The sequence below is a fragment of the Candidatus Pantoea gossypiicola genome (assembly GCF_008632075.1).
GTDB lineage: Bacteria > Pseudomonadota > Gammaproteobacteria > Enterobacterales > Enterobacteriaceae > Pantoea > Pantoea gossypiicola.
This window is the reverse complement of the sequence record NZ_VWVM01000008.1, coordinates 104,844-130,364: the sequence shown is the minus strand read 5'-3', so window position 1 is coordinate 130,364 and position 25,521 is coordinate 104,844. Positions and strand designations below refer to the sequence as shown.

The following is a 25,521-nucleotide window of genomic DNA, read 5'->3' as shown; positions in this document are numbered from 1 at the left end:
GCATCTCATTTTATTGTTGCACAGATTCTTCGGATTGCAGACATGCCAAAGGGGGGATCCTGCGATCCCCTGCTCAAACCCGACAGAAGGGAGTCAGTTCATCCAGCGATCGCTTTTCTTACGGCGCGGCAGCATATGCGGCAATAAGAGTCCCAGTAGCAGGCCAACACCCAGCACGCCGCCGCCATACATAAACCACTGCATGATGATGGTGCGCTGCTTGTCATCCAGCTGAACGTTAGCGGCGCTGACTTTCTTCTGGGCGACGATCAGCTCATTTTTCAGCTTCTGGTTCTCGCCTTTCAGCCCGTTGATCACGCCATCGCTGCTGGCGACTTTGTTCTGCATCTCGGCGGTACGCTGGTTCCAGCTGTTGTCGATGTTATCCAGCTTGGCTGTCAGATCTTTTACCTGCTGCTCAAGCTGCGGCACCCGGGTGCGCAGGCTCGGATTGGCGCTCAGTTGCGACAGGGGGATCCAGGTGGTGCGGCCTTCCGAATCAAGGATCTGGCCATAATGGGTGTCATTGTTGGTCTGTAACAGCTGTACCTCTTCCCCGGCGTTCAGCTTACCGAGCAGGCGGAACTGATCGCCTGGCCCGCTGCGTACCCAGGTTGAGAGTTCATCAGAAACATAGCGTTTTTCGTCGGCGTGGGCAGGTGCAAGGGTGCTGAGGGCCAGCAAAGTGAGTCCAGCGAGTGTGATTTTTTTCATTCGATTTCGTTTGGCTTAGTCTGACTAAAATTTACCGGCACAGTCTGGAGAGGCCTCGCATAAATCTGAATGAGAACTATCCTGGTCTCATGAGAGTGCGAAAAGGTCTGCGAAAGAGCAAAGAAAGCAGAGACAGCGCGGCTTCTGTGCATTAATCTTCGCCTGATAACCCCTTGCCCTCCAGGCGACAGCGTGAGTAACCTGCTGATAATCGCCTGAAATATGCAGGAAAACCCCTCTTAAGTGCCAGCGGCGTAGTGAATAAAAAATTATGACCATCGAAATCGAACTAAAGTTCATTGCAACTCCACAGGCGGCCGGGAAACTGGCTGAACTGCTCTCCACTCTGCCGCATCAGCATCAGGCTGCTCGCGAGCTGACCAACATCTACTTCGAAACCGACGACAACCAGCTTCGGCGCTGGGACATGGGATTGCGTATCCGTGGCGTCGATCAGCGGTATGAAATGACACTGAAAGCGGCGGGCCAGACGCTTGGCGGGCTGCATCAGCGTCCGGAATACAACGTTGAACTCAGCGAGCCGGTGCTGGATATTGCTCGCCTTCCTGCAGACATCTGGCCGCAGGGCACCGATGTCGCGGTGCTGCAACAGCGATTACAGCCGTTATTCACCACCCATTTCCAGCGTGAAATCTGGCTCGTCACGACGGGCAACAGTGAAATTGAAGTGGCGTTTGATCAGGGCGAGGTTACGGCGGGTGATCTCAGCGAACCGCTTTGCGAGATAGAACTCGAGCTGAAGCGCGGCGAACGCCAGGATCTGCTGGCTTTTGCGCAGCAGCTGGCGGCGCTGGGTGGCCTGCGTATGGGCAGCCTGAGCAAAGCCGCTCGCGGTTATCAACTGGCGCAGGGTAATCCGCCACGCCAGATTGAGGCTTTCCCGCTGCTGAAAGCTGGCGCTAAAGCGACGATAGAGCAGGGCATGGTCGCTGCGATGTCGGCTGGCTTGCGTCACTGGCAATATCATGAAGAAGTCTGGCTGCGAGGCAACGCGGCGGCGCAGGATGCGGTGCGCGAAGCGCTGGATCTGCTGCGCCAGGCGTTCAGCCTGTTTGGTGCGCTGGTACCACGCAAAGCCAGCAGCGCCCTGCGCCAGCAACTGACTACGCTGGAAGAGACGCTGGTGAACGAAGAGCAGGTGGCGGCGACGTTCTGCTTATCTTCTCTCTCGGTTAAAACGCAGCTTGCGCTGACCCACTGGCTGGCTGAGTCTCAGTGGCGTCAGTGGATCGATGCCAAAGGGGAGGCCAAGCTGCAGGGTTCATTTAAGCGCTTCAGCGACATCATGCTGAGCCGCGTCAATGCTGACCTGAGAGAGACGTTCGTCACGGTCAGGCAGCCCAACGAATATCAGGACAAAGCCACGCGTCTGGCGCGTCAGCTGCTCACGGTGCATCTGCTGGCCGGATCCTATCCTGCAGAAACGGTGATGAGCTGGCTGGAACCGTGGCAGCAACTGCTGTCGGCGATTTATGAAAAGCAGTCATCCGGCTTAGCCTGGCTGACGTCGCAGGCTCTGAAACAGCAGCCATTCTGGCTCACCAGCGGCGCTGGCCGCTAACGAGTAATTCGTACCGCCATCAAGGAGGGAGTTATGTTGGCAGCACTTCCCGCGTTGCTACGCGATCAGGCTGAAGAGGCCGCCCGACAGCTTGGCGTTCCACTGGCTTCGCTCAGCCCGGAGCAGGCCGCCGGGCTGGCTTTCAGCGACTTTGTGCTGGAAAACCTGCAACAGCATCCCGACTGGTGGCAGACGATGCTCGATCAGCCGCCGCAGCCTGATGAGTGGCAGCACTACGCTGTGTGGCTAAATGAGGTGCTCAGCAGCATCGACAGTGAAGCGAGCCTGATGCGCGAACTGCGGCTGTTTCGCCGCCGTATGCTGGTGCGTATTGCCTGGATGCAGGCGCTGCAACACGCCACGACCGAACAGAGCCTGCAACAGCTCAGCGTCTTAGCTGAAGTGCTGATCAGCAGGGCGCGTGACTGGGTATATCAGGATTGCTGCCGTGATTTTGGTACGCCCTGTAATGCCGACGGCGACGCGCAGCCGCTGCTGATTCTGGGCATGGGCAAGCTGGGCGGCGGCGAACTCAATTTCTCGTCTGACATCGACCTTATTTTCGCCTGGCCGGAAAACGGCACCACGCGCGGCGGACGGCGTGAGCTCGACAATGCTCAGTTCTTTACCCGTATGGGCCAGCGGCTGATCAAAGTACTGGATCAACCCACCATGGATGGCTTTGTCTATCGTGTGGATATGCGGCTGCGGCCGTTTGGCGACAGCGGTCCGCTGGTGATGAGCTTCGCTGCGCTGGAGGATTACTACCAGGAGCAGGGACGCGACTGGGAGCGTTACGCTATGGTCAAGGCGCGACTGATGGGCGATGACCACGACCGTTGGAGCCTGGAGCTGCAGCAGATGCTGCGGCCCTTCGTTTACCGGCGTTACATCGATTTCAGCGTAATCCAGTCGCTGCGTAACATGAAAGGGATGATCAGCCGCGAGGTACGGCGTCGCGGGCTGAAAAACAATATCAAACTGGGCGCGGGCGGTATCCGTGAAACTGAGTTTATCGTACAGGTGTTCCAGCTGATTCGCGGCGGGCGTGAGCGCTCGCTTCAGTTACGTGCCCTGCTGCCGACGCTGGAGGCAATAAAAATACTGGCCCTGCTGCCAACTGAGCAGGTGGATGCGCTGCGTGATGCCTATCTGTTCCTGCGGCGGCTGGAGAATCTGCTGCAAAGCCTGGGCGACGAGCAGACCCAGACGCTGCCAGAAGATGAGCTGCATCGTGTCCGGCTGGCGTGGGCGATGAATTGTATCGACTGGCCTGCGCTGATGACCCAACTCGATGCTCAGATGGCAGCGGTACGGACAATCTTTGACGAGCTGATTGGGGAAGATACGCCTGAGATTGGCGATCAGCGTGAGCTGGGGGAGTTTCAGGTGCTGTGGCAGGACCAGCTGGAGGATAACGAGCTGGCACCGCTGGTGCCGCAGCTCAGTGACGATCATCGGCTTAGGCTGCATCAGAAGCTGGAGGCGTTTCGTCAGGACATCAGCCGGCGTACCATCGGCCCACGTGGCCGTCAGGCGTTGGATCAACTGATGCCGCGTCTGCTGAGCGAAGTCTGCCCGCGTGAAGATGCGGCGGTGACGCTGAGCCGTCTGACGCCGCTGCTGCTCGGCGTGCTGACCCGCAGCACCTATCTGGAGCTGCTGACCGAATATCACGGTGCCCTGCGTCACCTGATTCGCCTGTGCGCGGCCTCACCAATGGTAGCCAGCCAGCTGGCGCGTCACCCCCTGTTGCTGGATGAACTTCTCGATCCCGCCACGCTCTATCAGCCAACCGCCACCGACGCTTATCGCGATGAGCTGCGACAGTATCTGCTGCGCATACCCACTGAGGATGAGGAGCAGCAGCTGGAAGCGGTGCGGCAGTTTAAGCAGGCGCAGCATCTGCGTATTGCCGCCGCTGATATCGCGGGCACACTGCCGGTGATGAAAGTCAGCGATCATCTCACCTGGCTGGCTGAAGCAATCATCGACTCTGTGGTGCGTCAGGCGTGGAACATGATGGTGCAGCGCTATGGTCGTCCCTCTCACCTGAGCAATGAACATGAACGCGGTTTTGCCGTACTGGGTTACGGCAAGCTGGGTGGCTGGGAGCTGGGGTATAGTTCTGACCTCGATTTAGTCTTCCTGCATGACTGTCCGGCAGACGCCATGACAGAAGGGGAGCGTAGCATTGATGGTCGTCAGTTCTATCTGCGTCTTGCTCAGCGCATTATGCATCTCTTCAGTACCCGTACCGCCTCCGGCATTCTCTACGAAGTAGATGCGCGGCTGCGTCCTTCCGGTGCGGCGGGCATGCTGGTCAGTACTTTTGACGCGTTTGAAGAGTATCAGCGCAGTGAGGCCTGGACCTGGGAGCATCAGGCGCTGGTCCGGGCGCGCGTGGTATTTGGCGAAGCAGCGCTGGGTGATCGTTTCAACGCGATTCGTCAAACGATTCTGTCGCTGCCACGTCCTGCAGATGTGCTGCAAACCGAAGTGCGTGAGATGCGTGAAAAGATGCGTGTTCACCTCAGCAACAAGCATAAAGGTCGCTGGGATATCAAAGCCGATGCGGGCGGCATCACCGATATTGAATTCATCGCCCAATATCTTGTCTTACGCTACGCCGCTGAGCAGCCCGAACTGACACGCTGGTCTGACAATGTGCGCATTTTTGAGCTGATGGCGAAGTACCATAAAATGCCCGCCGATGAAGCGCAGGCGCTGACGCAGGCTTATGTCACGCTGCGCGACGCTCTGCATCATCGCGCCCTGCAGGCGCTGCCGGGCCACGTTGAGCCAGAGGCTTACACAGCGGAGCGGCAGACGGTTCTGAACAGCTGGCAGCGCTGGCTGATAACGCCTGCGTCTATCCTGGCGTGATGCTGATAGCATAAATCGCAACTGTGCTATCATCCGCGCACTATTTTTAATGCAGTCTGGAGTGTCTGGAATGAAAGTGACTCTGCCCGCGTTCGGCCAAGCCGCAGTGCTGGTTGTTGGCGATGTAATGTTGGATCGTTACTGGTATGGCCCAACCAGCCGTATCTCCCCTGAAGCCCCGGTTCCGGTGGTGAAAGTGGACACGGTTGAAGAGCGCCCTGGCGGCGCGGCAAACGTGGCGATGAACATTGCAGCACTCGGTGCCGCGTCCCGGCTAATCGGCCTGACCGGTGAAGATGATGCGGCGCGCGTGTTAAGTAACACGCTGAAAGACGTCAACGTTCATTGTGACTTCGTGGCGGTCAAAAGCCATCCGACCATTACCAAACTGCGCGTGCTTTCCCGCAATCAGCAGCTGATCCGCCTCGACTTTGAAGAGGGCTTTGAACAGGTCGATCCGGAGCCGATTCATCAGAAGATGCGTGAGTCACTGGCTGCTGCGGGTGCGCTGGTGCTGTCCGATTATGCCAAAGGCGCGCTCTCCAGCGTGCAGACCATGATTACCCTTGCGCGCGAAGCGGGCGTGCCGGTCTTGATCGATCCAAAAGGCACCGATTTTGCGCGCTACCGTGGCGCAACGCTGCTGACGCCGAATCTCTCCGAATTTGAAGCCGTGGTCGGCAAATGCAAAAACGAAGAGGAGATCGTGGCGCGCGGCACGCAACTGATCGCGGATTTTGACCTCTCCGCACTGCTGGTGACCCGTTCAGAAAATGGCATGACGCTGCTGCAGCCAGGCAAAGCGCCGCTGCATCTGCCGACTCAGGCGCAGGAGGTCTATGACGTGACCGGTGCCGGTGACACGGTGATTGGCGTGCTGGCAGCAGCACTGGCTGCGGGCGACTCGCTGGAAGAAGCCTGTTTCCTGGCTAACGCGGCGGCGGGCGTCGTGGTGGGTAAACTCGGTACCTCGACCGTCAGCACCGTTGAGCTGGAAAATGCGATTCATGCCCGCCCGGAACAGGGTTTTGGCATCATGACGGAAGCGCAGTTAAAAGCCGCCGTTGAGATGGCCCGCCGTCGTGGCGAAAAAGTGGTGATGACTAACGGCGTGTTCGATATTCTGCACGCCGGACATGTCTCTTACCTGGCGAACGCCCGCAAACTCGGCGATCGGCTGATTGTCGCGGTTAACAGCGATGCGTCCACTAAGCGTCTGAAAGGGGAGAGCCGTCCGGTCAATCCGCAGGAAAACCGCATGATCGTGCTGGGTGCGCTGGAAGCGGTCGACTGGGTGGTCGTCTTTGAAGAGGATACGCCGCAGCGGCTGATTGCGGGCATTCTGCCAGACCTGCTGGTCAAAGGCGGCGATTATAAGCCGGAAGATATTGCGGGTAGCAAAGAAGTCTGGGCAAATGGCGGCGACGTGCAGGTGCTGAACTTCGAAGATGGTATCTCCACCACCAACATCATCAAAACCATTCGCGGCAGCTAAGCAGAAAGTAAGCGGGAGTCTGGCTCCCGCTTAACGCTTATTCTGACTTGTTGTCCGGAACAGGTTTCACGACATCAGCAACCGGTGGCGGTGAAACGGCGGGTGAGGTGGCTACTGCAGCGGATGGTGTAGCCGCTGCAACAGGTGTTGTCGGTGCGGTTGCCGTCGGAGGCGTACCCGCTGATGAACCCTGACTTTCCAGCTGGGCCAGACGCTGCTCCAGCGCCGCCAGTTTCTCCCGCGTACGCAGTAATACCTGCGTCTGCACATCAAACTCTTCACGGTTGACCAGATCCATCCGGGTCAGCTGCGCCTGAAGGACCTGACGAATTTTCTTTTCGACATCATCACCAAACTCACGAACACCTTTAGGCATCGCTTCGTGAACCTGACGGGCAAGTTGTTCAATTTTTTTCGTGTCGATCATGATGATTTCCTGGTTACGGGGAGCTGTGTCAGCGTGTTTACCAACGTAATAAGTGTTAAGTGTAATGCCAGAAATGAAAAGGATAAACCTCAAATCGGTAACGCAGTAAATGCAAAAGCAATTGCGCTATTGATGATTGCCGCCTCAAACGATCGGCGTTATAGTTGAAAGGCTTATTCTCAGGGCGGGGCGCAATTCCCCACCGGCGGTAAATCAGCTTCGGCTGAAAGCCCGCGAGCGCTTTACCTTAATGAAAAGAGAGGTAAAGGTCAGCAGATCCGGTGTAATTCCGGGGCCGACGGTTACAGTCCGGATGGGAGAGGGTAACGACATCTGTCGGACAATTGTGTCTGCATCACGTTATTGCCACGTCTTTTTGACGTCACTCCTAAGCACGCCCTGATTCTGGTAACCCATACATTTTAAGGTTTTTATTACCATGAATCAGACGCTACTTTCTGAATTTGGCACGCCTGAACAGCGTGTAGAACGTGCTATCGCTGCCCTGCGTGAGGGACGCGGTGTGATGGTACTCGACGATGAAAATCGTGAAAACGAAGGCGATATGATTTTCGCCGCAGAAACCATGACCGTTGAACAGATGGCGCTGACTATTCGTCACGGCAGCGGCATTGTCTGCCTCTGCCTGACCGAAGCGCGTCGCCAGCAGCTTGACCTTCCCATGATGGTGGAAAACAACACCAGCTCCTTTGGCACCGGCTTCACCGTGACTATTGAAGCGGCTGAAGGCGTCACTACCGGCGTCTCCGCGCAGGATCGCATCACTACCATTCGCGCGGCCATTGCCGATGATGCTAAACCTGCCGATCTGCATCGCCCAGGTCATGTCTTCCCGTTGCGTGCCAGCGAAGGGGGTGTATTGACCCGTGGCGGACATACTGAAGCGACTATCGATTTAGTCACTCTGGCCGGCTTCAAGCCTGCCGGTGTGCTGTGTGAACTCACCAACGACGACGGCACAATGGCTCATGCGCCTGAAGCGATTACGTTTGCGCGTCAGCACAACATGCCGGTAGTCACCATCGAAGATCTGATCGCCTGGCGTCGCGAACACGAAACGCGCCACGCCAGCTAATCTCTGCTGCAATAAACAGGCCCCGATCAGGGCCTGTTTCATTTATGTCTCACCCCCATGACGCGGGCTCAACTCTCGCTTTTCCTCACTTCTCTCTGCTGAATGCCTGTGCCATCTGCCATGTCGAATTTCATTCAAATTTCCTGGTGATGATCATCATACTTATCCGCGTGCTAACCTGGCGAATGCGCGTATCGTAGTGGCTATTAAACAACCGGATGCCGGAGAGTACGAATGAGCCAGTTACGCATGCCAGCCCTGTTTTTAGGCCATGGCAGCCCGATGAATGCCCTTGAAGAGAACCGCTATACCGCCGCATGGCGTCACGCAGGCGACACGCTGCCACGTCCACGCGCCATTATTGCGGTTTCGGCGCACTGGTATACGCGTGGCACCGCCGTGACGGCAATGGCACAGCCGAAGACGATTCATGATTTTGGTGGCTTCCCACAGGCGTTATTTGATACGCGCTACCCGGCACCGGGATCGCCTGAACTGGCTCGGCAGCTGGCAGAGCAGTTAGCGCCCGTTGAGGTGAAGCTGGATCAGGATTGGGGACTGGACCATGGATCCTGGGGCGTCCTGATTAAGATGTACCCGGATGCCGATATTCCAGTGGTACAGCTCAGCATTGATGGCACTAAACCTGCGGCATGGCACTTTGAGATGGGCCAGAAACTTTCAGCACTGCGCGATCAGGGCGTAATGATTGTCGCCAGCGGCAACGTGGTGCATAACCTGCGTAAAGTGCGCTGGGATGGCAACAGTGAAGTCTATCCGTGGGCCAGCAGTTTTGAACAGTACGTCCGCGATAACCTGGCGGTACAGAGCGATGCGGCTTCTCATCCGCTGGTCAACTTTATGGAGCATCCTGGCGCGGCGCTCTCTAACCCGACGCCTGAGCACTATCTGCCGCTGCTCTATGTGCTTGGCGCACGTCAGCCAGATGAGGCCATCACTATTCCGGTTGATGGCATGGAGATGGGTGCCATCAGCATGTTATCGGTTCAGGTGGGTTAGGGCGGAGCTGAGAGAAAACAGGCCAGAAGCTGGCCTGTTATTATCGCGTCCGTTAACCGATAAAGGCGTGCGGATAGAAACGGGAAAGATCCTGAGTGATCAGGTCGCGATCTTCACGCAGGCCGATCCCGGCTGGTTGATCGTCAATCAGCCAGCTACCAATCAGCGTATAACTGTCGCCAAATTTTGGCAGCGGATGGAACTGCTGGACGATCATTCCCTCTTCGCCGTACGGCCCATCAACGCGGGCAATCTCCTGACCATTCTCTACGATCCGGATGTTAGCGCCTTCACGTGAAAACAGCGGCTTCACCACATATTTGTCCATGTGCGGAACGTCATCTTCCGCGAACCAGGCGGGCAGCAGGTTAGGGTGATTCGGGAACATCTCCCACAGCAGCGGCAGCAGAGCTTTGTTCGAGATGATGCTTTTCCATGCCGGTTCCAGCCAGCGCACGCCAGCATCGCCCAGCTTGGTTGAAAACATTTCACGCAGCATGAACTCCCATGGATAGAGCTTGAACAGGTTACTAATCACCTGATCATGGGCGTCGGTGAATTCACCTTTTTCGCCCAGGCCAATCTCATCAATATAGAGAAATTCACTCGGCAGGCCCGCTTCGGTGGCGCAATCCTGAAGATACTGCACGGTGCCACGATCTTCGTCGGTGTCGCGGCAGCAGGCGAAGTGCAGCCAGTTAAAGCCGTGCTGCTGATGCAATGCGGCAAAGCGTTCAATCAGCTTTTCCTGCAGGCTATTAAACTGATCGCTGCCAGCGGGGAGCTGACCGGCGTTAAGCTGGTCTTCCAGCCAGAGCCACTGGAAAAATGCCGCTTCATACAGCGAGGTCGGCGTATCAGCATTGTTCTCCAGCAGCTTTACATCACCCTTGCCATCCCAGGCGAGATCCAGACGAGAGTAAAGCGATGGCTGACGCTGATGCCAGGAATCGCGCACGAAATCCCAGGTGTGCTTAGGGATGCGGAATTTAGTCAGCAGCGCTTCGCTGTTGACCACTTTTTCCACCACCTGCAGGCACATCTGATGCAACTCAGCGGTAACCTCTTCCAGATGCTCGATTTGCGCCAGCGTGAACTGGTAATAAGCATCCTCACACCAGTAGGGCTCGCCATGCATGGTGTGAAATCGAAAACCGAACTCGGTGGCTTTTTCGCGCCAGCCCGGGCGCTCTGAAATGGCAATGCGTTCCATCGGGGCGTTAGCCTCCCATTGAGCGGCTGGAGGTGCCGGTGGCGCTGCTGCGCTGCATGCTGTTCTGCTTCGCGACGGTTTCACCGAAGCCACCACGGGTAATGGTCGATGTGGTCGCCGGTTTTGGTGCCAGCGCCGTTTTCGGCACGGTCATGGTTTTGCCAGAGGTCGCTGCGCCATAGTTACGGCCTGATGCATCAACAAACTGACCATTGGCCGGACTGCGCGGGTTTTTCGACGAGAAGAGCGGTTGCTGTGCGAAACCTGCGCCACCGCCCATCATGCGGCCCATCATGTAACCCGCCATCAGCGGCATCCAGAAGCTGCCGCCGCTCTGCTGTGATTCCGCATTGGTGGTGCCCACGCCTGCCTGAGCCGGTGTCTGCTGACACTGGTTTTCGCCGAATTCAGCGACACAATCTTCACGGGTGGCATATTTTGGCGCGGTGCGTTCCGCCTCTTTTTTGGCCTCATTGAATGCGGTGGTACATTGCGCACTCTGGCCCGGATTGGCTTTCGAACAGTCATCGGCGTTCTGGTACATCGAAACCGTTTCATCGTTCTGTTCACAGCCAGCCAGCATAAATACCGCCGAAACGGCGATAGCTACGGGCGTTAAATGGCGTGCCTGCCAGCTCTTACGAAAAGCGGCATAGCGAATAGATTTTGTGCGTTTCATTATGATTATCCTGTGCCCAAAGGTAGCGCATAGAATAGGGGATGGGGGGGTAAAATTGAAGCTGGAGGCCTGATGCAACAGGGATCTTTACTTAGTTATACGTTCAACAGAGAGGCGGGCCGCAAAGCAGCCCGCCTGCTGATTAATTACCGAATGGATTACCGCTGCTGTGGCGAGCCGCAGGACGCGCTGCCTCAGAAGAGCCGGTTGCCACCGGACCGCTATCCACACGTGCGGTCTGCTGGGCATTTTCCGGTGCCACGGTTTCCGGTGACGTCGGGATCTCTTTACCCAGCTGGCTGTTCAGTTTCTGCAGGCTCTGCTCATTGAGCGTACCCAGCGCATAGCTGATATTCAGCTGGTTAATCAGGTAGCTATAGCGTGCATCAGAGAGTTGCTGCTTCGCGTTGTAGAGCACGGTAGTCGCATCGAGCACATCGACGATAGTACGTGTACCCACCTGATAACCGGCTTCTGACGCATCGAGAGAGCTTTGCGCAGAAACGACGGCCTGTTTGTAGGCGTTGATGCTGCTGATAGACGCATTCACGTTGTTAAACGATGAACGCACGGTCTGAACCGCTGAGCGATGTGCGCTTTCCAGCTGTTCGCTGGCGCTGACGAAGCTGTACTGCGCCTGCTTCACCTGAGAGGTGACGCTGCCGCCGCTATAGAGTGGCAGAGAGAAGCTCAGGCCAACCTGATTTGAACCGGTGATAGAGTCGGTAGAGCCTGCGCTCTGGTTCGCACGGCTGCCGCCATACTTGCTGTTTGACAGGCCGGTAGAGGCAGTCAGACCAAGAGTAGGCATATGACCCGCTTCCATCTGGCGGATCTGCTCACGGGCTAAATCCTGGTTCAGACGTGCGGAGAGCAGCGACAGGTTGCGGGCTTCCGCCTGTTTAAGCAGCGCACTGACCGGTTCAGGCTTATCGGTTCTGAAACGATCAATGCTCAGCGAAGCCAGCGACATGTAATCCATGCCGGTAATCTGACGCAGCGTTTCTACGTTATTATCAAGGTTGTTACGCGCGGTGACTTCGTTGGCCAGCACGCTGTCATACTGGGCGCGGGCGTTCTGTACGTCAGTGATGGCAACCAGGCCAACGTTAAAGCGCTGGGTGGTCTGATCCAGCTCGCGATAGATCGACTGTTTCTGCGCTTCGGTGTAAGAAAGCGTATCAATCGCTTTCAGCACATTGAAGTAGGCTGTGGCGGTGTTCAGAATCAGATCCTGCTGTGCGACCTGATAGGTGACATCCTGAATACCGGCCGCTTTTTCCTGCAGGGTCAGCGCACGCCATTTCGACATGTCGAAAATAGTCTGGGTTAATTGCAGCGAGCCACTGGTCGTGTTGGAATGAAGTCCGCTATTGTCGCGATACCCGCTGTTGTAGGTGTAGTCTGCACCCAGGCCGAGCTGGGGTAATAATGGGCTGCGCGCTTCGTTGATTTTCTCAAAAGCAGAATCGCGATCGGCAGCGGCGCTGCGCAGATCCGGGTTGCTCAGACGCGCTTGCTGGTAAACCTGAAGCAGGTCTTCGGCCTGGCTGGCGAAGCTGAAACCGCCCAGGCTCAGCCCAATAAAAAATGGGAGCAGTTTTTTCATTTGCATTCCTTTTGTTGCAGCAAATTGCAGTGGGTGCGCTGCCGGGTAAGCCAAAAAATTATCGCCGATTCTAGCAGAGGGCAACTGTGAGATAAGTTGGCTGAACGTGCCTTCTCCCCCTAATTTACGTAAATAATTCAGAAAGAACTACTTACATGGAGCACAGTTACACGGTTTTTTCGCTCCACCCCAATCTGCACAAGGAACCTGATGATGCCGGAAGAAAAAAAATCCCCTGTGACTTTCACAAAAAACGATGTAGAAATTATTGCACGCGAAACCGTCTATGATGGTTTTTTTTCCGTCGAACGTTACCGCTTCCGCCACCGCCAGTTTAATGGCGAAATGAGTGGGGAAGTGCAGCGTGAAGTTTTTGAGCGCGGACATGCCGCCGTGCTGCTACCTTATGATCCCTTACGCGATGAAGTGGTGCTGATTGAACAGATCCGCATCCCGGCTTATGACAGCAGTGCTTCACCCTGGCTGCTGGAGATGGTCGCCGGCATTATCGAACCCGGCGAATCGGTTGAGCAGGTCGCGCGCCGTGAAGCCGTTGAAGAAGCAGGATTAGACGTTGGTCGGGTTAAGCCTGTGCTTAGCTATCTGGCCAGCCCTGGTGGCACCAGCGAACGTCTGTCGGTGCTGATTGGGGAAGTGGATGCCAGCCAGGCAGAGGGATGCCATGGTCTGGAGGAAGAGAATGAGGATATTCTTGTGCATGTGGTGAGCCGCGAACAGGCTTATCGCTGGGTGGAAGAGGGGATAATTGACAATGCGGCGTCTGTCATCGCCCTGCAATGGCTGGCGTTGCACCATGAAAAACTACGCGAAGAGTGGATACAAAAATGAAACAGCGCTATACCCCTGACTTTCCCGAAATGATGCGGCTCTGCGAAACCAACTTCGCCCAGTTACGCCGCCTGCTGCCGCGCAACGATGAGGCGGGCGAATCGGTGATTTATCAGGTGAGTGGTGCCCGTTATCAGTTGACGATTCAGGAGTCGACGCGCTACACCACGCTGGTGGAGATCCGCCAGGTCGCGCCTGCCGTGAGTTACTGGAGCCTGCCTTCAATGTCGGTCCGGCTCTATCACGATGCGATGGTCGCCGAAGTGTGTTCAACTCAACAGATCTATCGCTTCAAAGCGCGCTATGATTATCCTAATAAAAAATTGCATCAGCGCGATGAAAAGCATCAGATAAACCAGTTTCTTGCAGACTGGCTGCGCTACTGCCTGGCGCATGGCGCAATGGCAGTTCCGGTCTGCTGATGCGTATAATGCAGTAAATGGCGTGGAGACGAAGGAAACGCTTTGGATAGCCTGCTAACTCTTCCTGCAGCGAACAGTTCCGAAATCAGGATTTTGCAAATCACGGATACCCACCTGTTCGCGGGAAAACATGAATCACTGCTGGGGGTGAACACCTGGTCGAGCTATGACGCGGTGCTGGATGCGATTATTGCGCAACAGCGCGACTATGACCTGATCATCGCCACCGGCGATCTCGCCCAGGATCACTCTGTTGAAGCCTATCAGCATTTTGCTGAGGGTATTTCACGTTTACCGCGACCCTGTGTCTGGCTGCCTGGTAATCACGATTTTCAGCCCGCGATGGTCGACACGCTGGCGGCAGCGCACATCAATGCCCACAAACAGGTGCTGATGGGCGAGCAGTGGCAGATTGTGTTGCTCGACAGCCAGGTCTACGGTGTCCCACATGGGATGCTGAGCGATTATCAGCTGGAGTGGCTCGACAACGCGCTGGCTCGCTTTCCGCAACGCCATACGCTGATCCTGCTGCATCACCATCCGCTGGCCTCGGGCTGTACCTGGCTCGATCAGCACAGCCTGCGCAATTCCCATCAGCTCGATGCAGTGTTACAGCGCTACCCGTTAGCCCGGACGCTGGTTTGTGGTCATATTCATCAGGAGCTGGATCTGGAGTGGCATGGCCGTCGCGTACTGGCGACGCCGTCAACCTGCGTCCAGTTCAAACCGCACTGCACCAGCTTTACGATTGACACCGTGGCACCTGGCTGGCGCTGGTTTACCCTGCATCCGGATGGCGGCCTTGAGACCGAGGTCAACCGGCTCGACACCGACGCTTTTCGTCCCGATTTAGACTCAGAAGGATACTGACGCGTGGCGGCATTGCTTTATCTGCACGGTTTTAACAGCTCGCCGCAGTCGGCGAAGGCAACGCAGTTCCGGCAATGGTTAGAGGCGCAGCACCCCGGGATCGAGATGCTCGTGCCTCAGTTGCCGACTTTTCCGGCCGATGCCGCGGCCATGCTGGAAGATCTGGTGCTGAGCCGCAGTGGCGAAACGCTGGGGCTGGTGGGCTCTTCGCTGGGCGGTTATTACGCCACCTGGCTGTCGCAATGCTTTATGCTGCCCGCCGTGGTTGTCAATCCTGCGGTGCGACCTTTTGAACTGCTGGCGGATTTCCTGGGCGACAATCAGAATCCCTACACCGGCCAGCAATATGTGTTAGAGTCACGCCACATTTACGATCTCAAAGTAATGCAGATTGAACCGCTGGAAGCGCCCGATTTACTCTGGCTGCTGCAACAGACCGGCGATGAAGTTCTCGATTACCGTCAGGCGCTCGACTATTACAGCGCGTGCCGTCATACGGTAGAAGAGGGCGGAAATCATACATTTACTGGATTCGAGCGCCATTTCCCGCAGATTCTGGACTTTCTCGGTCTGAATCATCCCTGAGTAATGCGGAAATCGCACCCCATTTCACCCTTCTAATCAGACATTTACGATGAGTCAATCTAACTATAACGCGGATGCCATTGAGGTCCTGACTGGCCTTGAGCCTGTTCGCCGTCGTCCCGGCATGTACACCGATACGACGCGGCCCAACCATTTGGGTCAGGAAGTGATTGATAACAGCGTCGATGAGGCGCTGGGCGGCCATGCGAAGCGGGTTGAAGTGATTCTGCACCCTGACCAGTCGCTGGAAGTTATTGATGATGGCCGCGGCATGCCGGTGGATATCCATCCGGAAGAGGGCGTGCCAGCCGTCGAGCTGATCCTGTGTCGTCTGCATGCGGGCGGCAAGTTCTCCAACAAAAACTATCAGTTCTCGGGCGGCCTGCACGGCGTCGGTATTTCGGTCGTTAACGCCCTGTCAAAACGTGTCGAAGTCACGGTGCGCCGTAATGGCGAAATCTATGACATGGCGTTTGAAAATGGCGACAAAGTGCAGGATCTTACCGTCACCGGCACGGTGGCGAAACGTAACACCGGCACGCGCGTCCATTTCTGGCCCGATGAAAGCTTCTTCGACAGTCCGCGTTTCTCGGTATCGCGTCTTTCCCATCTGCTGAAAGCCAAAGCGGTGCTCTGCCCGGGTGTTGAGATTGTCTTCAAAGACAAGCTGAATAATACCGAGCAGCGCTGGTGCTACGAAGATGGCCTGACCGACTACCTGTGTGAAGCGGTGAATGGCCTGCCGACGCTGCCGGAAAAACCGTTTGTCGGCAGCTTTGCCGGTGATGTGGAAGCGGTGGACTGGGCGCTATTGTGGCTGCCGGAAGGCGGTGAGCTGTTAACGGAAAGCTACGTTAACCTGATCCCGACCATGCAGGGCGGAACGCACGTCAACGGCCTGCGTCAGGGGCTGCTGGATGCCATGCGCGAGTTCTGCGAATACCGCAATATCCTGCCACGTGGTGTAAAACTCTCTGCGGAAGATATCTGGGATCGCTGTGCCTATGTGTTGTCGGTCAAGATGCAGGATCCGCAGTTTGCCGGGCAGACCAAAGAGCGTCTCTCCTCACGTCAGTGCGCTGCCTTTGTCTCTGGCGTTGTAAAAGATGCCTTCAGCCTGTGGCTGAACCAGAATATTCAGACGGCGGAAATGCTGGCTGAGCTGGCAATCTCCAGCGCCCAGCGTCGTATGCGGGCAGCCAAAAAAGTGGTGCGTAAAAAGCTCACCAGCGGACCGGCGCTGCCGGGCAAACTGGCGGACTGCACCGCGCAGGATCTGAATAAAACAGAACTGTTCCTGGTCGAAGGGGACTCGGCGGGTGGATCGGCCAAGCAGGCGCGCGATCGTGAATATCAGGCGATCATGCCGCTGAAAGGCAAGATCCTGAACACCTGGGAAGTCTCTTCCGATGAGGTGCTGGCGTCGCAGGAAGTGCATGATATTTCCGTGGCGATCGGCATCGATCCTGACAGCGAGGATCTGTCGCAGCTGCGCTACGGTAAAATCTGCATTCTGGCGGATGCGGACTCCGATGGTCTGCACATTGCCACGCTGCTCTGTGCGCTGTTCGTGAAACATTTCCGCTCACTGGTCAGAAATGGCCACGTATACGTTGCCATGCCGCCGCTCTATCGTATCGATCTCGGTAAAGAGGTCTACTACGCGCTGGACGAAGATGAGAAAGAGGGCGTGCTGGAACAGCTGAAACGCAAGAAGGGCAAACCGAACGTTCAGCGCTTTAAAGGGCTGGGTGAGATGAACCCGTTACAGCTGCGCGAAACGACGCTGGATCCGAATACCCGTCGCCTGGTACAGCTGACGATCAGTGAAGAGGATGTAGACCAGACGCTGCGCATGATGGATATGCTGCTGGCGAAAAAACGTTCCGAAGACCGGCGTAACTGGTTGCAGGAAAAAGGCGATATGGCCGATATTGAAGTATAAAAAACAGGACGCGAAAGCGTCCTGTTCTCTTTGTGCTTCAGCCTGAACATCCTCAGAGAACCCGGCAGATTCAGAGCAGAGACAGTAACCATTGTGAAAATTACCCTGGAAGAGCTACGCGCCTGGGTGGCGGTGGTGGACAGCGGTTCCATTACTGCGGCGGCATCCCAGCTGGCGCAGACCAGTTCGGGCATCAGCCGGGCGCTGTCGCGGCTGGAGAGCAAGCTGCAGACCACGCTGTTGCATCGGACTACCCGACGGCTGGCGCTGACCGAAGAGGGGCAGGTTTTTCTGGAGCATGCGCGCCAGATCCTGGCCTCGGTTGAGCAGGCGGAAGAGCAGATTGCACTGCGACGTGAGATACCGTCAGGACGGCTGCGGGTAAATGCCGCCACGCCCTTTATGCTGCATGTGATTGTGCCGCTGGTTGAAGATTTTCGCGCCCGTTATCCGCTAATCCAGCTCGAACTGAATACCGACGATATCATGATCGATCTGCTGGAGCAGCAGACCGACGTTGCCATTCGTATTGGCGAACTGCGTGACTCCACGCTGCGTGCCCGGCTGCTTGGCAGTAGTGCTATCCGGCTGATGGCAAGCCCGGCCTATCTGGCGAAAGCCGGCACGCCACAGAGCGTTGCCGACCTCGCGCAGCATCAGACAATCGGCTTCAGCTATCCTGACACCCTCAACGTCTGGCCGATCTGGCAGCCCGATGGTGATTTTATGCGCGTCAAGCCAACACTCTCGGCTTCCAGCGGTGAAACCATCCGGCAGCTGGCGCTGGCAGGACAGGGTATCGCACGGCTCTCCGACTTTGTCAGTCGGGAAGATTGCGCCGCTGGCCGGCTGGTGCAGGTGTTAACCACGGAAACCCGCGATCTGCGCCTGCCGGTGCATGCGGTCTATTACCGTAACACCACGCTCTCTTCGCGTATCGGCTGCTTTCTCGATTTTCTCCGCACCGAGATTGATCGGCGTCAGATGCTCTGAACCGGGCTGTCAGAAAGAAAAAATCGCTATTGCAGAGCGGAGGTTAAGATGGGTGAAAATTTCGCACTCGGGCACGTCTGGCAGCAATGCATTAGCTCAGCGCGCAGGGACCAGGGTCAGAGGAGGAAAACGTCCCGCGGCCTGGGACAAAAACGCCGGGAGCGTTTTTGAACAACGCAACGCGTTGGCCCGGTAACGGGCGCACCTCAGGGATGAGGTGCGTAATCGCGCGGGCCGAGCATGTCATGGATGACAGCTTTTGCGTTTTTCCGATCTGACCCTGATCCCTGTGCCGGCTCGATCTCACAGCGACTCAGTCCGGAATTTATCACCAGCCTTAACCCCAGCGACACAACCGGCGTTAAGGCTTCAGCAATAATCAGGTACTCGGCTCCAGCACCAGAATCTTCACATCCACCACATCATCTTTAATGATGGCGCGATGCGCATCCATGTGCGGCATCTGCTGATGCTGCTCCAGATGGCGCAGCGTTTCCCACTGCTCCAGCATGAAAATAGAGTCTGGCGAGTTTTGCTTCCATGGCACCTGCGCCTGATGATCAAGCAGCGCGTCATACTGATGGCAGCCATCTTCTTCTAAGACCTGCGGGATCAGCTTTTTCACTGCATCCAGCACAGCCTGACGGCGACCGGGTTTAACACAAATTTCAGCAACGACTGTTAACATTCGCGAATTCCTCTTTCGTGGGAAAATAGGGGATAGCCCCCAATCATCTTACGCAAAAACGCGGCTAAGATGGGTCCGATAAGCGGCAATATCGCGTGGCACGTCCGGTGCTTTAATCACGTCGTTGCAGATAAAGGTCGGCAGCGCTTCCATTCCCAGGAACTGGTTAGCCTTGTGGAAGTGCAGATAGAGACCATCGACGCCGACGCCTTCAAAGAACTGTTCCGGGTCGGTAAAGGCCTGGAGCGGCGCATTCCAGGTCAGCGACAGCATATATTTTTTGCCCTGCAGCAGACCGCCGGAACCATACTTTTTCGCGGCATCGGAGCGGGTACGACCATCGCTGGCGTAGAGTGAACCGTGGCCTTCGGTAAAGACTTCATCGATGTAACGCTTCACGGTCCAGGGTTCGCCCATCCACCAGCCTGGCATCTGATAAATCACCACATCGCTGTCGACATATTTCTGCACTTCATCGGCGATCACGTAATCGCTGTCAGCCACGGTGACTGACACCTCATGTCCCATGTCACGCAGCTGGCTGGCCGCAACATCGGTCAGGGTGTGGTTCAGTTCGCCTTTAGAGTGGGCAAACGTTTTGCCGCCATCGATAATTAAAATCTTGCTCATGAATAGGTTGCCTCGTTTCCTGAATATGGTGCTCAGCTTACGCGCGCCGCAGCCGCAGAAAAATGCGAGGTTGATCACAACACTTTTGCTGCAGCAGCAACAATATGCCGGTTTATGGCACCATCGGTGGGCAAACTCACCATAAAAAATCATAGAAAAAATCAGAATGAAAAAATTAGTCCTCGCTTTGCTGCTGGCCAGCGGTGCTGTCCATGCGCAATCTCATCTCGACACCGTTCTCAGTTCTAAGACGCTCAAAGTCTGCACCACCGGCGATTACAAACCTTACAGCTATCTGCGACCCGATGGTCAGTATGAAGGGCTGGATATCAGCATGGCGAACGCGCTGGCTACCTCGCTCGGCGCAAAAGTAGAGTGGGTACAGACCAGCTGGAAAAATCTGATGTCAGACTTTCTGGCAAAGCAGTGTGACATCGCCGTCGGCGGCGTCTCCGTCACGCTGAAACGCCAGCAGACGGCCTGGTTCGCGCAGCCGCTGGACGTGGATGGCAAAATCCCGCTGGTGCGCTGCAGCGATAAAGATCGTTTCCAGACCATCGAACAGCTCAACCGGTCTGACGTACGGTTGATTGAACCGGCAGGTGGGACTAACGAAGCCTTTGTACACAGCCATCTGCCAGAGGCCTCGCTGACGCTGTTTCACGATAACGTCACCATCTTCCAGCAGTTGGTCGATAACAAAGCGGATGTGATGATCACCGATGCCTCTGAAGCGCGTTTTCAGCAGCAGCATTACCCGACGCTCTGCGCGATCAATCCCGACAAACCGCTGCAGTATGGCGAGAAGGCTTACATGATCCCGCGTGACGACATCAGCTGGAAACTCTATGTCGATCAGTGGGTGCATCTCAGCACCGCCACGGGTGAATATCGTGATATTGCCCGTCAGTGGATAGGGGCAAAGTCCTGATTCACTTCAGCAGAGAGGTCAGGTACTTGCCGATCTGAATCCGGCGTGCCTCTGGTATATGAAATCGCGCGGCGGGACGCCTCTTGTCCCGCGCTTCCCCTGTGACTAACACCAGGGAATAAGGTACTATCCTCGCCAAACCACCGCCGGGTGTCCCGCCGTTGTGGGCCACGATGTGAGGATGAGAAATTAATGAGTGAACTGACTCAGGATGGAGCAGAGCGTCTTGCCCTGCACACATTCACCGAGAATGCGTACTTAAACTATTCGATGTACGTCATCATGGACCGCGCACTGCCTTACATTGGCGACGGATTAAAGCCGGTTCAGCGACGTATCGTTTACGCCATGTCCGAGCTGGGCCTTAACGCCAGCGCAAAATTCAAAAAATCGGCACGTACCGTGGGTGACGTGCTGGGTAAATACCATCCGCATGGCGACAGCGCCTGCTATGAAGCGATGGTGCTGATGGCCCAGCCGTTCTCCTACCGTTATCCGCTGGTCGACGGCCAGGGTAACTGGGGTGCGCCGGATGATCCCAAGTCGTTCGCGGCGATGCGTTACACCGAATCCCGTCTGTCAAAATATGCCGAGCTGCTGCTGGGCGAGTTGGGTCAGGGCACGGTCGACTATCAGCCGAACTTTGATGGCACGCTGCAGGAGCCGAAGATGTTACCGGCGCGCCTGCCCAATATTCTGCTGAACGGCACCACCGGTATCGCCGTGGGCATGGCGACCGATATTCCGCCACACAACCTGCGCGAAGTGGCTCAGGCGGCGATCGCACTGATCGACGCGCCGAAAACCACGCTGGAGCAATTGCTGGACATTGTTCAGGGACCTGATTATCCGACCGAGGCGGAGATCATTACGCCGCGTGACGAAATCCGCAAAATTTATCAGACCGGGCGTGGTTCTATCCGCCAGCGTGCGGTATGGAAGAAAGAAGAGGGCGAGGTGGTCATCACCGCGCTGCCACATCAGGTGTCAGGCGCGCGCGTGCTGGAGCAGATTGCTAACCAGATGCGCAATAAAAAACTGCCGATGGTGGAGGATCTGCGTGATGAATCGGATCACGAGAACCCGACCCGCCTGGTGATTGTGCCGCGCTCCAACCGTGTCGATCTCGATCAGGTGATGAACCATCTGTTCGCCACCACCGATCTGGAGAAGAGTTACCGCGTTAACCTCAATATGATCGGCCTGGATAACCGTCCGGCGGTGAAAAACCTGCACGAGATCCTGACTGAATGGCTGGTGTTCCGCCGCGACACGGTCAAACGTCGTCTGAACTACCGACTGGATCGCGTGCTGCGCCGCCTGCATATCCTGGAAGGTTTGCTGGTCGCATTCCTGAACATTGATGAAGTGATTGAGATCATCCGTACTGAGGATGAGCCGAAGCCGGTCCTGATGTCGCGTTTTGGCATCAGTGAAACGCAGGCCGAATCGATCCTCGAACTGAAGTTGCGCCACCTGGCAAAACTGGAAGAGATGAAGATCCGTGGCGAGCAGGCGGATCTGGAAAAAGAGCGCAATCAGCTGCAGGCAACGCTGGCCTCTGAACGCAAGATGAACACCCTGCTGAAAAAAGAGTTACAGGCTGACAGCGCCAGCTACGGCGACGATCGTCGTTCGCCGCTGTGTGAGCGTGAAGAAGCCAAAGCTCTGAGCGAAACCGAGCTGGTGCCGTCTGAACCGGTCACTATTGTGCTGTCGCAGATGGGCTGGGTACGCAGCGCGAAAGGTCACGATATCGATCCTGCCGGACTGAGCTATAAAGCGGGCGACAGCTATCTGGCTGCTGCACGCGGCAAGAGCAATCAGCCGGTGGCCTTTATCGACTCCACGGGCCGCAGCTATACGCTGGATCCGACATCGCTGCCTTCCGCACGCGGACAGGGCGAGCCGCTGACCGGCAAGCTGACGCCACCGCCGGGTGCGGTAGTTGAACAGGTGCTGATGGAGCCGGATGACCAGCGTCTGCTGATGGCTTCTGATGCGGGCTACGGCTTTATCTGTACCTTCAGCGATCTGATATCGCGCAACCGCGCCGGTAAAGCGCTGCTAACGCTGCCCGACAATGCACGCGTGATGACGCCAATGGCGGTCCATCATGAAGATGACATGCTGCTGGCGATCACCCAGGCGGGACGGATGCTGATGTTCCCGGTCGGCGAACTGCCGCAGATGTCGAAAGGCAAGGGCAACAAAATCATCTCCATTCCGTCAGCAGAAGCCGCTGCCGGTCAGGACAAACTGGCCTGGCTGATGATCCTGCCGCCGGGCAGCGCGATCACGCTGCACGTGGGCAAGCGTAAAATGCTGCTGCGCAGTGAAGAGCTACAGAAATTCCGCGCCGATCGCGGACGTCGCGGCACGCTGTTACCGCGCGGCCTGCAAAAAATTGATCGAGTTGAACTGGATGCCCCTGCGCGTCCGGCGAGCCCGGATAGCGAAGCGTAAACAACCCGGCTGACCCTGCGTCAGCCGTGGCTCTATGAGGGAACTATGTTACTGATTCTGCGTGCCATTATCGTCGTCATTTATTCGATCCTAATCTGTATCTTTGGCAGTATCTGGTGTCTTTTTTCACCACGCGATCCGCGCCACGTCGCCACTTTTGGCCATCTGTTCGGCAAATTATCGACGGTGTTTGGTCTCAAAGTCGATCTGCGCAAACCGGAAGGTGCGGAGAATTATGGTAATGCGATCTATATTGCCAACCATCAGAACAACTACGACATGGTCACCGCGGCCAAAATGGTGCAGCCCTATACGGTAACCGTGGGCAAGAAGAGCCTGCTGTGGGTGCCGTTTTTTGGCCTGCTCTACTGGCTGACCGGCAACCTGCTGATTGACCGCGATGACCGGGCGAAAGCGCGCGGCACCATCGGTGAGCTGGTGGACCAGTTTAACCGCAAGCGCATCTCTATCTGGATGTTCCCGGAAGGGACGCGCAGCCGTGGCCGTGGCCTGCTACCGTTTAAGACCGGTGCCTTCCACGCTGCCGTAGCGGCGGGCGTGCCGATCATTCCGATTGTGGTCTCCAATACCCATGGCAAGATCGATCTCAATCGCTGGAACAACGGGCTGGTCATTGTTGAGATGCTGCCGCCAGTTGATGTAAAAGCATTCGAATCTTCGTCGGTGCGTAAGCTGGCTACTCACTGTCGCGAACTGATGGCGGCGAAGCTGGAAGAGCTCAACGCCGAAGTCGCAGAACGCGAAAAAAACGGAAAAATCTGACCGGCGAGTCATTCGCCGAACTATCCTGCATGGATGCCGCGCGGCGAGCCTTATCCGGCTCACCGTGAACGCAGCACAGCAAAAACAGATCAATAAAAACAGGGCCGGCGCTTAGCGCCACGCGTAAAGGGTCAGAAGTTTTATGTCTTTCAGCAGACGTCAGTTCATCCAGCTTTCTGCCGGAGCGGCGCTTAGCGCCAGTTTACTCCCTCACGCGGCACATGCCGCTTCTTCAGCCAATGGCGATACGCCACTTCCGGTTCCGCCGTTGCTGGAATCCCGTCGCGGCCAGCCGCTGTTCCTGACGATGCAGCGCAGCCACTGGTCATTTAATGGCGACAATAACAAAGTGCCGGTGTGGGGCATCAATGGCCTCTACCTTGGCCCGACCGTCCGGGTTTACAGCGGTGATGACGTTAAGCTGATCTACAGCAATCGGCTGAATGAGTCCGTCTCCATGACCGTCAGCGGTTTGCAGCTGCCGGGTGCATTAATGGGTGGCGCGCCACGTATGATGTCGGCCGGTGTCGACTGGTCGCCGGTACTGCCGATTCGTCAGGCAGCTTCAACCTGCTGGTATCACGCCAATACCCCAAACCGCATGGCACCGCATATCTATAACGGTCTGGCGGGCATGTGGCTGGTGGAAGATGACATCGGCAAACAGCTGCCGCTGCCGAAACATTATGGCGTCGATGACTTCCCCATCATCATTCAGGACAAGCGGCTCGATAACTTTGCCACGCCGGTCTATGACCCGCCGCAGGATGGGGGTTTCCTGGGTGATACGCTGCTGGTGAATGGGGTACGCAATCCTTATGTTGAGGTGTCACGCGGCTGGGTGCGCCTGCGCCTGCTGAACGCCTCGAATGCGCGACGCTATGAGATGGTGCTCAGCGACAATCGTCCGTTTATGGTCATTGCCAGCGATCAGGGCTATCTGCCTGCGCCGGTTGCGGTGCAGCGTCTGTCACTGGCACCGGGCGAACGTCGCGAAGTGCTGGTGGATATGTCGCAGGGCGATGAAGTGTCGATTACGGCGGGAACGGCGGCAGGCATTATGGATCGGCTGCGCGGTTTCTTTGAGCCATCCTCTATTCTGACCTCGACCCTGATCCTGACGCTACGCCCAACCGGCTTACTGCCGCTGGTGACGGATAACCTCCCGATGCGGCTGCTGGCCGACCAGATTCTGGATGGCGTGGCGGTGCGCACCCGCGAATTCCGCATCGGTGACAGCATGCCGGGCATCAACGGCGCGCTCTGGGATATGAACCGCATTGACACCACTGCGCAGCAGGGCACCTTTGAGCGCTGGATCCTGCACGCCGATCGGCCGCAGTCGCTGCATATTCAGGGCGTCATGTTCCTGATCAAAAGTGTCAATGGCGCACAGCCGATGGGCGAAGATCGTGGCTGGAAAGATACGGTGTGGGTTGATGGCAGCGTGGAACTGATGGTCAGCTTCCCGCAAAGTTCGTCAGATCACTTCCCATTCGTCTATTACAGTCAGACGCTGGAACTGGCCGATCGCGGTACTGCCGGGCAGCTGGTGGTGCAGCCCACCGCATAACAGCGCGGTCAGGCAGGGATAACCCGTCTGACCGCGTTAAGTCTTCTCTGCCCGGCAGCCGCAGG

General features: G+C 56.6%; 22 protein-coding genes and 1 riboswitch. Of the genes, 15 read left to right on the top strand and 7 right to left on the bottom strand.

The window, feature by feature from the left end; genetic code table 11:
- Positions 1-93: 93 nt before the first annotated feature.
- Complete coding sequence (locus F3I20_RS12445; RefSeq protein WP_150037702.1) at positions 94-714, bottom strand: TIGR04211 family SH3 domain-containing protein; 621 nt, start codon at positions 712-714, stop codon at positions 94-96.
- A 271-nt stretch (positions 715-985) separates the two neighbouring features.
- Here F3I20_RS12445 and F3I20_RS12440 point away from each other — a divergent pair, with 271 nt between their 5' ends.
- The 3 genes from F3I20_RS12440 (at position 986) to hldE (ending at position 6,677) form a co-directional block, all read left to right on the top strand.
- Positions 986-2,296: a CYTH domain-containing protein gene (locus tag F3I20_RS12440; protein ID WP_150037703.1), complete on the top strand. Its 1,311-nt coding sequence runs from the start codon at positions 986-988 to the stop codon at positions 2,294-2,296.
- A 33-nt stretch (positions 2,297-2,329) separates the two neighbouring features.
- Positions 2,330-5,182 carry a bifunctional [glutamate--ammonia ligase]-adenylyl-L-tyrosine phosphorylase/[glutamate--ammonia-ligase] adenylyltransferase gene (gene glnE, locus F3I20_RS12435; protein ID WP_150037704.1) on the top strand — a complete coding sequence of 951 codons (2,853 nt, stop codon included), beginning with the start codon at positions 2,330-2,332 and terminating at the stop codon, positions 5,180-5,182.
- Between the two features lie 70 nt (positions 5,183-5,252).
- The gene (gene hldE / locus F3I20_RS12430; RefSeq protein ID WP_150014786.1) at positions 5,253-6,677 is read left to right on the top strand and encodes a bifunctional D-glycero-beta-D-manno-heptose-7-phosphate kinase/D-glycero-beta-D-manno-heptose 1-phosphate adenylyltransferase HldE; all 1,425 of its coding nucleotides are present in this window, start codon (positions 5,253-5,255) and stop codon (positions 6,675-6,677) included.
- A gap of 37 nt (positions 6,678-6,714) precedes the next feature.
- Here hldE and ubiK read toward each other — a convergent pair whose 3' ends face one another.
- Positions 6,715-7,104 (bottom strand): ubiquinone biosynthesis accessory factor UbiK, encoded by a 390-nt coding sequence (gene ubiK / locus F3I20_RS12425; RefSeq protein WP_150014784.1) that lies wholly within the window; start codon positions 7,102-7,104, stop codon positions 6,715-6,717.
- A gap of 171 nt (positions 7,105-7,275) precedes the next feature.
- A riboswitch (FMN riboswitch) is annotated at positions 7,276-7,433 on the top strand.
- Positions 7,434-7,543: 110 nt separating this feature from the next.
- Between ubiK and ribB the strand changes: the two genes are divergently transcribed.
- Entirely contained in the window at positions 7,544-8,200 is a 657-nt protein-coding gene (gene ribB / locus F3I20_RS12420; RefSeq protein ID WP_150014782.1) for a 3,4-dihydroxy-2-butanone-4-phosphate synthase, read from the top strand.
- Positions 8,201-8,434: 234 nt separating this feature from the next.
- Positions 8,435-9,220, top strand: a complete 786-nt coding sequence (gene ygiD / locus F3I20_RS12415; RefSeq protein ID WP_150037705.1) for a 4,5-DOPA-extradiol-dioxygenase — start codon at positions 8,435-8,437, stop codon at positions 9,218-9,220.
- Between the two features lie 52 nt (positions 9,221-9,272).
- Here the strand turns inward: ygiD and F3I20_RS12410 are convergent, their stop codons facing one another.
- The 3 genes from F3I20_RS12410 to tolC all read right to left on the bottom strand — a co-directional run bounded on the left by F3I20_RS12410 (position 9,273) and on the right by tolC (position 12,721).
- Entirely contained in the window at positions 9,273-10,433 is a 1,161-nt protein-coding gene (locus F3I20_RS12410; protein WP_150014778.1) for a glutathionylspermidine synthase family protein, read from the bottom strand.
- A gap of 7 nt (positions 10,434-10,440) precedes the next feature.
- A complete protein-coding gene (locus F3I20_RS12405; protein ID WP_150014776.1) occupies positions 10,441-11,112 on the bottom strand; it encodes a DUF1190 family protein in 672 nt (223 codons plus the stop codon).
- Positions 11,113-11,254: 142 nt separating this feature from the next.
- On the bottom strand, positions 11,255-12,721 hold the full coding sequence (gene tolC, locus F3I20_RS12400; protein WP_150014774.1) for an outer membrane channel protein TolC: 1,467 nt from the start codon (positions 12,719-12,721) through the stop codon (positions 11,255-11,257).
- 213 nt (positions 12,722-12,934) lie between these two features.
- Between tolC and nudF the strand changes: the two genes are divergently transcribed.
- From nudF to F3I20_RS12370, 6 genes are all read left to right on the top strand, one after another.
- The gene (gene nudF / locus F3I20_RS12395) at positions 12,935-13,570 is read left to right on the top strand and encodes an ADP-ribose diphosphatase (protein ID WP_033734725.1); all 636 of its coding nucleotides are present in this window, start codon (positions 12,935-12,937) and stop codon (positions 13,568-13,570) included.
- On the top strand, positions 13,567-13,992 hold the full coding sequence (locus F3I20_RS12390; protein ID WP_008925735.1) for a DUF1249 family protein: 426 nt from the start codon (positions 13,567-13,569) through the stop codon (positions 13,990-13,992). The genes nudF and F3I20_RS12390 overlap by 4 nt, the downstream gene beginning before the upstream one ends.
- A 42-nt stretch (positions 13,993-14,034) precedes the next feature.
- Complete coding sequence (gene cpdA, locus F3I20_RS12385; RefSeq protein ID WP_150014772.1) at positions 14,035-14,862, top strand: 3',5'-cyclic-AMP phosphodiesterase; 828 nt, start codon at positions 14,035-14,037, stop codon at positions 14,860-14,862.
- 3 nt (positions 14,863-14,865) lie between these two features.
- The gene (gene yqiA, locus F3I20_RS12380) at positions 14,866-15,447 is read left to right on the top strand and encodes an esterase YqiA (RefSeq protein WP_150037706.1); all 582 of its coding nucleotides are present in this window, start codon (positions 14,866-14,868) and stop codon (positions 15,445-15,447) included.
- Positions 15,448-15,496: 49 nt separating this feature from the next.
- A complete protein-coding gene (gene parE / locus F3I20_RS12375; protein WP_150037707.1) occupies positions 15,497-17,392 on the top strand; it encodes a DNA topoisomerase IV subunit B in 1,896 nt (631 codons plus the stop codon).
- Between the two features lie 93 nt (positions 17,393-17,485).
- A complete protein-coding gene (locus F3I20_RS12370) occupies positions 17,486-18,385 on the top strand; it encodes a LysR substrate-binding domain-containing protein (RefSeq protein ID WP_150014768.1) in 900 nt (299 codons plus the stop codon).
- A gap of 379 nt (positions 18,386-18,764) precedes the next feature.
- Here F3I20_RS12370 and F3I20_RS12365 read toward each other — a convergent pair whose 3' ends face one another.
- Positions 18,765-19,073 carry a putative quinol monooxygenase gene (locus F3I20_RS12365; protein ID WP_150014766.1) on the bottom strand — a complete coding sequence of 103 codons (309 nt, stop codon included), beginning with the start codon at positions 19,071-19,073 and terminating at the stop codon, positions 18,765-18,767.
- Between the two features lie 48 nt (positions 19,074-19,121).
- Positions 19,122-19,703, bottom strand: coding sequence for an NAD(P)H-dependent oxidoreductase (locus F3I20_RS12360; protein WP_150014764.1), 582 nt, complete (start codon positions 19,701-19,703; stop codon positions 19,122-19,124).
- Between the two features lie 166 nt (positions 19,704-19,869).
- Here F3I20_RS12360 and F3I20_RS12355 point away from each other — a divergent pair, with 166 nt between their 5' ends.
- The 4 genes from F3I20_RS12355 to ftsP all read left to right on the top strand — a co-directional run bounded on the left by F3I20_RS12355 (position 19,870) and on the right by ftsP (position 25,456).
- Entirely contained in the window at positions 19,870-20,634 is a 765-nt protein-coding gene (locus tag F3I20_RS12355; protein ID WP_150037708.1) for a transporter substrate-binding domain-containing protein, read from the top strand.
- A 192-nt stretch (positions 20,635-20,826) separates the two neighbouring features.
- Positions 20,827-23,100 carry a DNA topoisomerase IV subunit A gene (parC, locus tag F3I20_RS12350; RefSeq protein WP_150053197.1) on the top strand — a complete coding sequence of 758 codons (2,274 nt, stop codon included), beginning with the start codon at positions 20,827-20,829 and terminating at the stop codon, positions 23,098-23,100.
- Positions 23,101-23,145: 45 nt separating this feature from the next.
- On the top strand, positions 23,146-23,883 hold the full coding sequence (locus F3I20_RS12345) for a 1-acylglycerol-3-phosphate O-acyltransferase (RefSeq protein ID WP_098052353.1): 738 nt from the start codon (positions 23,146-23,148) through the stop codon (positions 23,881-23,883).
- Between the two features lie 142 nt (positions 23,884-24,025).
- Positions 24,026-25,456: a cell division protein FtsP gene (gene ftsP, locus F3I20_RS12340; RefSeq protein WP_150014758.1), complete on the top strand. Its 1,431-nt coding sequence runs from the start codon at positions 24,026-24,028 to the stop codon at positions 25,454-25,456.
- Positions 25,457-25,521: the final 65 nt, after the last annotated feature.

Bases quoted from the DNA above. Each gene is read 5' to 3' on its own strand.
- ygiD (WP_150037705.1), top strand. From the start codon at position 8,435: ATGAGCCAGTTACGCATGCCAGCCCTGTTTTTAGGCCATGGCAGCCCG.
- F3I20_RS12405 (WP_150014776.1), bottom strand. From the start codon at position 11,112: ATGAAACGCACAAAATCTATTCGCTATGCCGCTTTTCGTAAGAGCTGG.
- parC (WP_150053197.1), top strand. From the start codon at position 20,827: ATGAGTGAACTGACTCAGGATGGAGCAGAGCGTCTTGCCCTGCACACA.
- F3I20_RS12390 (WP_008925735.1), top strand. From the start codon at position 13,567: ATGAAACAGCGCTATACCCCTGACTTTCCCGAAATGATGCGGCTCTGC.
- parE (WP_150037707.1), top strand. From the start codon at position 15,497: ATGAGTCAATCTAACTATAACGCGGATGCCATTGAGGTCCTGACTGGC.
- F3I20_RS12355 (WP_150037708.1), top strand. From the start codon at position 19,870: ATGAAAAAATTAGTCCTCGCTTTGCTGCTGGCCAGCGGTGCTGTCCAT.
- hldE (WP_150014786.1), top strand. From the start codon at position 5,253: ATGAAAGTGACTCTGCCCGCGTTCGGCCAAGCCGCAGTGCTGGTTGTT.
- F3I20_RS12365 (WP_150014766.1), bottom strand. From the start codon at position 19,073: ATGTTAACAGTCGTTGCTGAAATTTGTGTTAAACCCGGTCGCCGTCAG.
- ftsP (WP_150014758.1), top strand. From the start codon at position 24,026: ATGTCTTTCAGCAGACGTCAGTTCATCCAGCTTTCTGCCGGAGCGGCG.
- ubiK (WP_150014784.1), bottom strand. From the start codon at position 7,104: ATGATCGACACGAAAAAAATTGAACAACTTGCCCGTCAGGTTCACGAA.
- glnE (WP_150037704.1), top strand. From the start codon at position 2,330: ATGTTGGCAGCACTTCCCGCGTTGCTACGCGATCAGGCTGAAGAGGCC.
- tolC (WP_150014774.1), bottom strand. From the start codon at position 12,721: ATGAAAAAACTGCTCCCATTTTTTATTGGGCTGAGCCTGGGCGGTTTC.
- F3I20_RS12445 (WP_150037702.1), bottom strand. From the start codon at position 714: ATGAAAAAAATCACACTCGCTGGACTCACTTTGCTGGCCCTCAGCACC.
- F3I20_RS12440 (WP_150037703.1), top strand. From the start codon at position 986: ATGACCATCGAAATCGAACTAAAGTTCATTGCAACTCCACAGGCGGCC.
- F3I20_RS12360 (WP_150014764.1), bottom strand. From the start codon at position 19,703: ATGAGCAAGATTTTAATTATCGATGGCGGCAAAACGTTTGCCCACTCT.
- F3I20_RS12410 (WP_150014778.1), bottom strand. From the start codon at position 10,433: ATGGAACGCATTGCCATTTCAGAGCGCCCGGGCTGGCGCGAAAAAGCC.
- nudF (WP_033734725.1), top strand. From the start codon at position 12,935: ATGCCGGAAGAAAAAAAATCCCCTGTGACTTTCACAAAAAACGATGTA.
- ribB (WP_150014782.1), top strand. From the start codon at position 7,544: ATGAATCAGACGCTACTTTCTGAATTTGGCACGCCTGAACAGCGTGTA.
- F3I20_RS12345 (WP_098052353.1), top strand. From the start codon at position 23,146: ATGTTACTGATTCTGCGTGCCATTATCGTCGTCATTTATTCGATCCTA.